Raw genomic sequence first — 8,108 nt, 5'->3', positions numbered from 1 at the left:
ACCAGCGTCGCGCTGGTCGCGCGGGTGTCGAACTGGTAGCTGACCTTGCATTTCGACCCAACCCGGACGGTCGTCACGGTGCCTTGAGGTGAAAGGGTGCAGCGTGCATCTGGCGTGGCGTCGGTCATTCAAGCACCGTCGTCGGCGTTCCGATGCCGCGCCTCCACAGCAACGTCCACGCCTGCACAAGCAGTGAGGCCGTCCTTACAGATCACCTCGCGCGTGGCCATTGGTCGCATCTGATTGTCGTTACGAAACTTCGACTTTAGATGCCCGCTTGCCGCAGTAGGTTGATCCTGCGCAGAATGGTCGTGCAGGCGCTCAGGCTTTCGGCAGCGTCACGCCGATCTGGCCCTGGTACTTGCCGTCACGGTCCTTGTACGATGTTTCGCACACTTCATCGCTCTCGAAGAACAGCACCTGCGCGCAGCCTTCGCCCGCATAGATCTTCGCTGGCAGCGGCGTCGTGTTCGAAAATTCGAGCGTCACGTAGCCTTCCCATTCCGGCTCGAACGGCGTGACGTTGACGATGATGCCGCAACGCGCGTAGGTCGATTTGCCCAGGCAGATCGTCAGCACGTTGCGCGGAATACGGAAGTATTCGATCGTGCGCGCCAGCGCGAACGAGTTCGGCGGGATGATGCAGACGTCGCTCTTGATGTCGACGAACGAGTTCGAATCGAAATTCTTCGGGTCGACGATCGTGCTGTTGATATTGGTGAAGACCTTGAATTCATCGGCGCAACGGATGTCATAGCCGTACGACGAGGTGCCGAACGAGATGATCCGGCGGCCATCCTGCTCGCGCACCTGCTGCGGCTCGAATGGTTCGATCATGCCGGTGCTTTGCGCCATGCGGCGGATCCAGTTGTCGCTCTTGATAGTCATTTGTGGGTTTCCAGCAGGGAGAAAATCACGCGATTTTACGCGAAAAGGCGCTGCTGGTGAGACTTTGGCAACGATTGATTGATTGCCTGCGCGCCTATGCGGGGCCGAGCAGGCGCGTGATCATCGCGTGGACCAGCCCCGCTGTCTCGGCCGGTTTTTCGAGCGGATACAAATGGCCGCCTTCGATCATGACAAGGTTCTCGCCGACCAGCTTGCGCGTCGGCGCCAGCCCGGCCTGCCGCATCTCTTCGGACACGGTGCCGGCAATAAAGCCGACGGGAACGGGGAACGGCGCGCGGATCACCGCGCCCATGTGGTGCGGCAGCGTTTGGTAAATGGCCGATTCGACATCGCGCCGGAAGCGCAGCGTGACGCCGTCGGGATGCGGCGCCAGCCCATGCTCCATGTAGTCGTCGAGTGCGCCCGGCGCCCAGGCCTGAAAAATCGACTTGGCATGGAAATGGCGGTAGGCGGCGGCCCGGTCCGGCCAGTGCTCGCGCCGCTTGTACGAAAAGCGCGCCGGCGAGAGCCGCGCGCCCCACCCCGCCAGCTTGGCCAGGCGCCAGACCAGCGCGCGCCACCCGGCCACGACGGGTGAATCGAGCATCACGATGCAGCGCGCGAGGTCGGGCCGGCGCCGCGCCGCCATCGTGCACAGCGCGCCGCCCAGCGAATGGCCAACAAGGATCGCCGGCTGGCCATACCCGTCGAGATGCGCGATCAGCTCATCGACCAGTGTGTTCCAGCCGTCGCCGACCGGATAGCGCGGATCGTGACCGTGCATGTCGAGCGTGCGCACGTCGTAATGCAGGGCGAGCTTTGCCAGCAGGCGGTTGTAGGTGCCAGCCGGGTAGCTGTTCCCATGGGCGAAGTGCAGCAACGGTTTGGACATGGACATGGAAAGTAGCCGGATTAACCGGCCTATTGTAATGGCCTGGGCCGCCCCATTGCCGATCTTTGGCGCGAGTTTAGACGTTTACGCCTACTGTCAGCGTCGCGCTGTAGCCCTGACCGGCCGTGCCGGTGACGCTTGCCGTCTGCAGTGCCGTACCGTCGCTGAACACGTTATCAAGCGCAAAGCTGATGCGCGCCAGGTTGCTCACGCTGCTCGCGTAGCCGTCGCTGGTATAGGCTTCGTTGACGATGGCGGGCGGGAACGTGAACTGCGAGGTCTTGATGCGATGCGCAGCGCTGGTTGCCTTGGCCAGCGACGGATACACCTCGAAGTGCACGTGCGGCATGCGCCCCTCGTAGCAGCCGGGGAAGATGGTCGTGAACGTGACCTGGCCTTCGCTGTCGGCTTGCTGCACGCCGCGCAGGTAATTCTCGCCCACGATGCTGCTGCTGTACATCGAGTAGCCCCCTTCGCGCGTGCAGTGCCACAGGTAGACGGTGGCGCCGGCGGCGGCCGCGCAGCCCTGCGCCACGTTCTCGATCTTCAGGCGGATCGTCAGCGGCACACCGGCCGCCACGCCACTGGCGCCGGCCACGCTGGCCCGGAGATCGCTGCGCACGATGCCGGACAGGAGCAGCGCATTGGCCACGCCGTTGGCATTGCGGTTGGTGCCGTCGCCCGGGTAGGGGCCGCCCGTTTCTTCGGGAATCACGGAGCAGACCGCGCTGCCGCTGCCTGACGTGGTGGCACCCAGCGTCGTGGTCGAGCTGGACAGGCCGAAACCTTCGTCGGCGCTGCTGCCACCGCCGCATCCGGCCAGCGGCAAGACGGCACTGCCCGCGCCGGCAAGCAGCCAGCGCAGCGACTGGCGCCGCGTGGCTCCCCGGGTCAGCATGCGTGCGAGGTCGGCGCCCAGGCCCAGGTGATGGTCGCAGTCGTGGTCGTGGTCGTGGTCGTGGTCGTGGTCGTGGTCGTGGTCGTGGTCGTGGTCCGCCTCATGGCCGTTTTCTTGATGATGGCAGGCCGCTTTCATTTGCTGCTGCCTCCGCGATGGATGTTGTGTCGTTCGTCACCGGCCTTGCGGCCCTTGCCACGCGGCGCGTGGAGCTGCGCGCGCTGTTGTGGCGTGAGCACCCCCTTGAGCATGGCGCGCGTCTGCAGACGCAGCAATTCCTGGTCGGCGATCGCCCGGCCCAGCGCCTGCGCGGCGGCCGACGCTGCGGCCCCGTCGAAGTCGACCGCCCCGGCCAGCGCGCGCAGCGCCTCGTCGGCCTTGCGCCCGGCGACGTCCAGCGCGCGGCGCCGGGGCGCCTGGCCGTGCAGGATCGTGAAGATGCGCTCGTTCTGCGCATCGCTCAGGTTCAAACCGCGCAGGAATGGCGGTGTGCCGAACGGCCCCGGTTCGCCGTCGCGCTTGTGCAGTTGCCCGAACGGCGGGCCGCCGGGCTCCGGACCATCCGGTGGCGGCATCGGTTGCGCCAGGACGGCGGGCGCCGCCAGCAGGCAGACGGACCACGCGGTCGCGGCGCGCAGTGTGCGCAATGTGATACCCGGTGCAGCGGATCTTGTCATCGTGGACCTCTCGTGTGGTTGAAGCGGCCATTGTGTGGCGGCGTCGTGTAAAGCGCGTCCAAGCCAGGTAAATCCGCGTAAAGCAGCGCAGACGGGGCGGACCTGCTGCGCTATCCTGTCGCCATGAACAACGTTTTACTCATCGACGACGACGTCGAACTGGTCGGCATGTTTGCCGAATACCTCGAACAGGAAGGCTTCCCCGTCACCTGCGTGCACAATGGCGAGGATGGCGCGCGCGCCGCGCTGGCCGGTAGTTACGCCATCGCGGTCCTCGATGTCATGATGCCCGGCGCAGGCGGCATCGAGGCGCTGCGCCAGATCCGCGCCGGCAGCCGCATGCCGGTGCTGATGCTCACGGCGCGCGGTGACGACGCCGATCGCATCCTCGGCCTCGAACTGGGCGCCGACGATTACGTGGCCAAGCCCTGCACGCCGCGCGAACTGACGGCGCGCGTGCGCGCCATCCTGCGCCGCACGCAGGCCGTGCCCGAGAGCGGCCCCGGAGTCGTGCTCAGCGTCGGCAAGCTGACCATGCTGCCAGAGCAGCGCCGCGCCACCTGGGACGGCCAGCACCTCGACCTGACCAGCACCGAATTCAACCTGCTCGAAGTCCTGGCCCGCCATGCCGGCCGGCCGGTCAGCAAGAACGACTTGTCCGAACAGGGCCTGGGCCGGCCGCTGGCGCGGTTCGACCGCAATATCGACGTGCACCTGAGCAGCCTGCGGCACAAGCTGGGCCCGTTGTCCGACGGCCGCTCGTGCCTGCAGACGATCTACCGCCAGGGCTACCAGCTGATCAAGGACTAGCGTGGGCCGGCTGTTCTGGAAGTTCTTCCTGTGTATCCTGCTGGCGCAGGTGGCGGCGACCATCGGTGTGGGCGGCGTGTTCTGGTTGCGCGACCAGGCGCGCCAGCGCGCCACGCCGGCGCTCGACAGCGGCCCGCCGGCAGCGATCGCACTGGACGCCGCTGCCGCCACGCTGCGCCACGGCGGCTTGCCCGCCCTGCGCAGCCTGCTGCCCGACATGCGGCGCCCGCAACTGTTCGTGCTCGACGGGTCGCGCCGCGAACTGCTGGGCCGCGCGGTGCCGGCCGACTTACTGCGCGAAGTCGAACGCGAACTGCGCGACGGCGCCCAGAGTGGCGAAAGCGCCGTGTGGCGTGGTGCGCGGCGCCTGGTGGGACCGGGCGGCGAGCAGTACATCGCGTTCGTGTCGCGTGACTTCGGGCGCCAGATCGGCCGCCGCTCCGGCGCCCAGGAAGGGACACAATACCAACGCGGTCCCGAACCCATGGCGCCTGCGCTCGGCCCCGGCCCGCGGCGCCGGATCGGCCAGAGCGTCGTGATCGGCGCCACCGTGCTGGCCAGTCTGCTGTTCGCGGCGCTGCTGGCCTGGTATTTTTCGCGGCCCATCCGCGCCCTGCGCAACGCCTTCGAAGCCGCTGCCGCCGGCGACCTGGCGCCACGCTTCGGCCCCGGCACCAGGCGCGGCGACGAGCTGGTCGACCTGGGGCGCGACTTCGACCGCATGAGCGCCCGTCTGCGCGCGCTCATGGATGGCCAGCGCCGCCTGCTGCACGACGTGTCGCACGAATTGCGCTCGCCGCTGGCGCGCATGCAGGCAGCACTGGGCCTGGCGCACCAGCAGCCGGACAAGATCGGCATCACGCTCGAACGCATCGAGCGCGAAAGCAACCGCATGGACAAGCTGATCGGCGAACTCTTGACGCTGTCGCGCCTGGAAGCGTCGCCCGACGTGCTGCGGCGCGAGCCGCTGGACCTGGTGGAGCTGGTAGACGGCCTCGTCGCCGATGTCCGCTTCGAGGCTGGCCAGGCCGGCCAGGCGGCCGGCGGCGCGGCGCTGCGGGTCGACTTCGAGGCCGAAGAGCGCGTCGGGCTCGAAGGCGACCCGGACCTGCTCTGGAGCGCGCTCGAGAACGTGGTGCGCAATGCCGCCCGACATGGCGCGCCAGGCGGCATCGTGACGGTGTCCGTGCGCCTCGTCGATGGCGTGGCGCGGGTCGACGTGTGCGACCGCGGGCCGGGCATCGCGCCCGACGATTTGCCGGCGATTTTTCAGCCGTTCTTCCGCGCCGGCGCCTCGCGTACCGGCGTCGATGGCCACGGGCTCGGGCTGGCCATCGCGCAGCGCGTCGTCCAGGCGCATGGCGGCGAGATCGTGGTGGCCAATCGCGATGGCGGGGGGCTGCGGGTGACGATCACGCTGCCCTCGGCTCGCCGCTGCTGACTTTCGCTGGTCGGTGGTGACCGGTGCTGATCGTGCTGGCCAGGGCTCAGCGTCCGTACCAATAACGGGCGTGGGTCGCGCGATAGGTCGTTACGTCGAGGCCCGGCCCGAATGCCAGCGTGACGGCGCCCCCCTCATCGGTGCGCAAGCGCTCGATGCCCATGGCGCCGTAGCGCGCGTAGACCAGCTTTTGCGGGTGGCGGTAGCGGTTGCGGTGACCTACCTGGAAGATCCCGAACGTCGGCCCGACCGCCTGCAGGAACGGCGCGCTCGACGAGGTGCCGCTGCCGTGGTGCGGCGCCAGCAGCACGTCGGCGCGCAGACGGTCGGCGTCAAGGCCCAGCAACGCGGCTTCCTGCGCCGCTTCGATGTCGCCAGCCAGCAGGATCGCCCTGCCGCCGGCGCTGATGCGCAGCACGCAGCTGCGCGCGTTGGCTTTCAGGCGCGGGTTGGCGTAACTGGCCGCATCGGGCGCGAGCATCTCGAAGTGCACGCCATCCCACTCCCAGGCCTGGCCAGCGCTGCAGCGTCCCGGCCGGGTGGTCTTGCGCAGCAGGGCATGCCCGTGCGGCAGCGACGAGATGACCTGCCCGACCCGCACCGTCTCGAGCACGGCAGCAGCGCCGCCGACGTGATCGAGGTCGCTATGCGAAATCACCAGCGCATCGAGCCGGCCAATGCCACGGCCACGCAGATACGGCAGGATGACGCGCGTGGCGCCGCTCGCGCCGGGTGCATACAAAGGACCGGTGTCGTACAGCAGGCGATGGTGCTGCGTCTCGACCAGCAGCGCCATGCCCTGGCCGACGTCGAAGGCCGTGACGTCGAACCGGCCCGCCGCCGGCGCCGCCGGCATCTGGGTCAGCAGCGGCGTCCATGCGGCCAGACCCGCCCAGCGCTGCGGCCAGCCGCGCGGCGCCAGCATCCACGCGGTGCCGGCCAGCGCAAGCACGAGGATCCACGGCGATGGCGCGGGCGCAGTCCACACGGCCAGCGCGGGCGCGGACAACCACCCCAAGGGCCAGGCCAGCGCAACGATTGCCAGGTGCGCAATGCCCAGCACCAGATCGGCCAGTGGCGACGGCAGCACGCTGCCGGCCAGTGCCAGCGGCGTGACGAACAGGCTGATGACGGGAATGGCCACCGCATTGGCAATCGGGCTGACCAGCGAGACTTGCCCGAACAGCAGCAGCGTGAGCGGCGCCAGCCCCAGCGTGACGGCCCACTGGGTCCGCGCCGCGACCATGAGGCCGGCGCGCCAGCCGCGCGTGGGCGTGCCCAGGCGGCCGCTGCACGCATACAGGATCGCCGCCACCGCCCCGAACGACAACCAGAAGCCCGGCCACAGCATCGCCCACGGATCGCGCAGCACGGCCACGCCCAGCGCGAGGCACAGCACGTGCGACATCGATGCGATGCGACCGCACCACAGCGCCACCGCGACGACCGCCAGCATGTAGAAGGTGCGCTGGGCCGGCACGCCAAACCCTGCCAGCAGCACGTATAGCAGCGCCACGATGGCGCCGGCCAGCGCGGCCGCCTTCTGCGCCGGCAAGCGCAGCGGCAGGTTCGCGCCGGTGAAGAACGAGCGGCGCCACAACCATGACGTCGCCCATGCGGCCAGACCCGCCAGCATCGTGATGTGCAAGCCGGAGATCGAGACGAGGTGGCTGATCCCGGTCCGGTTGAACACGTCCCAGGCCCCCTGCTCGATGCCGCGCTGGTCGCCGATCACCAGCGCGACGATCACGCCCGCATACGGCTTGCCGTCCAGGACCGCCAGGATGCGGCTGCGCAGCCAGCCCCGGGCCCGTTCCACGGCGTACAGCGCGTCCGGGGTCCATGTCGCCAGGCGTGCATTGCGCGGGCCTGCCGGGCGCACGTAGCCGGTCGCGCGGATGCCCTGTTCAAGCAGCCAGACCTCGTAATCGAAGCCGTGCGGATTCGCGTTGCCATGCGGACGCTGCAGGCGCACGACGAGGCGCCAGTGCTCGCCCGGCTGCACGAACGACGGATCGGCGGCGATGGCGCCATACCAGGACAGGATGATTTTCGGCGGCACGGTGGCTCCTGGTGTGTCAACCTGCACCACGTCAAACTGGAAGCGCACGCCGCCATCGAAGCGGTGCGGCAGGCTGGCGACGACGCCCGTCACGGCGATCTCGCGGCCTTCGTCCGCGTGTGGCAGCGCGTCGCTCAGCGCGATATGCGCGAGCAGCCCAGCCCAGCAGGCGCCGAGAAGGATGCCGGCAATGAGCCTGCGGGCCAGGCCGCGCAGCAGCGCGCAAATGACGATGGCCGTGCTCACACCTAGCGCGAGAATCATTGGATCCGGCAGTGCAGGCCGGGTCTGGAGCCAGGCAGCGCCCGCGGCAAAGGCAAGGATGGCGCTGCGCATGGGCTGGCAAGCGGGCGGCGCTCAGGCGATCGGCCAGGCCGCCGCGCGTCGCCGGGCACCACGCGCCGTCTGGTTCAGGCGTGTGGCCGTTGCAACGACAAGCC

General features: G+C 68.8%; 7 protein-coding genes. 2 read left to right on the top strand and 5 right to left on the bottom strand.

The window, feature by feature from the left end; all coding sequences use genetic code 11:
* Positions 1 to 321: 321 nt before the first annotated feature.
* The 4 genes from dcd to RCH14_RS17860 form a co-directional block, all read right to left on the bottom strand.
* Complete coding sequence (gene dcd, locus RCH14_RS17875) at positions 322 to 888, bottom strand: dCTP deaminase (protein WP_332532740.1); 567 nt, start codon at positions 886 to 888, stop codon at positions 322 to 324.
* 94 nt (positions 889 to 982) lie between these two features.
* Positions 983 to 1,780 (bottom strand): alpha/beta hydrolase, encoded by a 798-nt coding sequence (locus tag RCH14_RS17870; RefSeq protein WP_343027457.1) that lies wholly within the window; start codon positions 1,778 to 1,780, stop codon positions 983 to 985.
* A gap of 76 nt (positions 1,781 to 1,856) precedes the next feature.
* Positions 1,857 to 2,816: an intradiol ring-cleavage dioxygenase gene (locus RCH14_RS17865; protein WP_343027445.1), complete on the bottom strand. Its 960-nt coding sequence runs from the start codon at positions 2,814 to 2,816 to the stop codon at positions 1,857 to 1,859.
* Positions 2,813 to 3,355: a periplasmic heavy metal sensor gene (locus tag RCH14_RS17860; protein WP_343027444.1), complete on the bottom strand. Its 543-nt coding sequence runs from the start codon at positions 3,353 to 3,355 to the stop codon at positions 2,813 to 2,815. Before RCH14_RS17860 ends, RCH14_RS17865 begins: the two co-directional genes overlap by 4 nt.
* Before the next feature lie 123 nt (positions 3,356 to 3,478).
* Here RCH14_RS17860 and RCH14_RS17855 point away from each other — a divergent pair, with 123 nt between their 5' ends.
* Positions 3,479 to 4,165, top strand: a complete 687-nt coding sequence (locus RCH14_RS17855) for a response regulator transcription factor (RefSeq protein ID WP_343027443.1) — start codon at positions 3,479 to 3,481, stop codon at positions 4,163 to 4,165.
* A 1-nt stretch (position 4,166) separates the two neighbouring features.
* Positions 4,167 to 5,606, top strand: a complete 1,440-nt coding sequence (locus RCH14_RS17850; RefSeq protein ID WP_343027442.1) for a HAMP domain-containing sensor histidine kinase — start codon at positions 4,167 to 4,169, stop codon at positions 5,604 to 5,606.
* Positions 5,607 to 5,652: 46 nt separating this feature from the next.
* On the opposite strand, the gene RCH14_RS17845 is transcribed toward RCH14_RS17850, so the two are convergent.
* On the bottom strand, positions 5,653 to 8,004 hold the full coding sequence (locus tag RCH14_RS17845; protein ID WP_343027441.1) for a DNA internalization-related competence protein ComEC/Rec2: 2,352 nt from the start codon (positions 8,002 to 8,004) through the stop codon (positions 5,653 to 5,655).
* Positions 8,005 to 8,108 lie beyond the last annotated feature (104 nt).

Source organism: Massilia sp. MP_M2, from assembly GCF_039123635.1.
GTDB lineage: Bacteria > Pseudomonadota > Gammaproteobacteria > Burkholderiales > Burkholderiaceae_D > Telluria.
Note: the sequence above shows the minus strand (reverse complement) of the source record. Positions and strands in the feature narration are given on the sequence as shown.

What these genes read in the sequence shown, in the direction of transcription:
- dcd (WP_332532740.1), bottom strand. Translation starts at nt 888, where the DNA reads ATGACTATCAAGAGCGACAACTGGATCCGCCGCATGGCGCAAAGCACC.
- RCH14_RS17870 (WP_343027457.1), bottom strand. Translation starts at nt 1,780, where the DNA reads ATGTCCAAACCGTTGCTGCACTTCGCCCATGGGAACAGCTACCCGGCT.
- RCH14_RS17865 (WP_343027445.1), bottom strand. Translation starts at nt 2,816, where the DNA reads ATGAAAGCGGCCTGCCATCATCAAGAAAACGGCCATGAGGCGGACCAC.
- RCH14_RS17860 (WP_343027444.1), bottom strand. Translation starts at nt 3,355, where the DNA reads ATGACAAGATCCGCTGCACCGGGTATCACATTGCGCACACTGCGCGCC.
- RCH14_RS17855 (WP_343027443.1), top strand. Translation starts at nt 3,479, where the DNA reads ATGAACAACGTTTTACTCATCGACGACGACGTCGAACTGGTCGGCATG.
- RCH14_RS17845 (WP_343027441.1), bottom strand. Translation starts at nt 8,004, where the DNA reads ATGCGCAGCGCCATCCTTGCCTTTGCCGCGGGCGCTGCCTGGCTCCAG.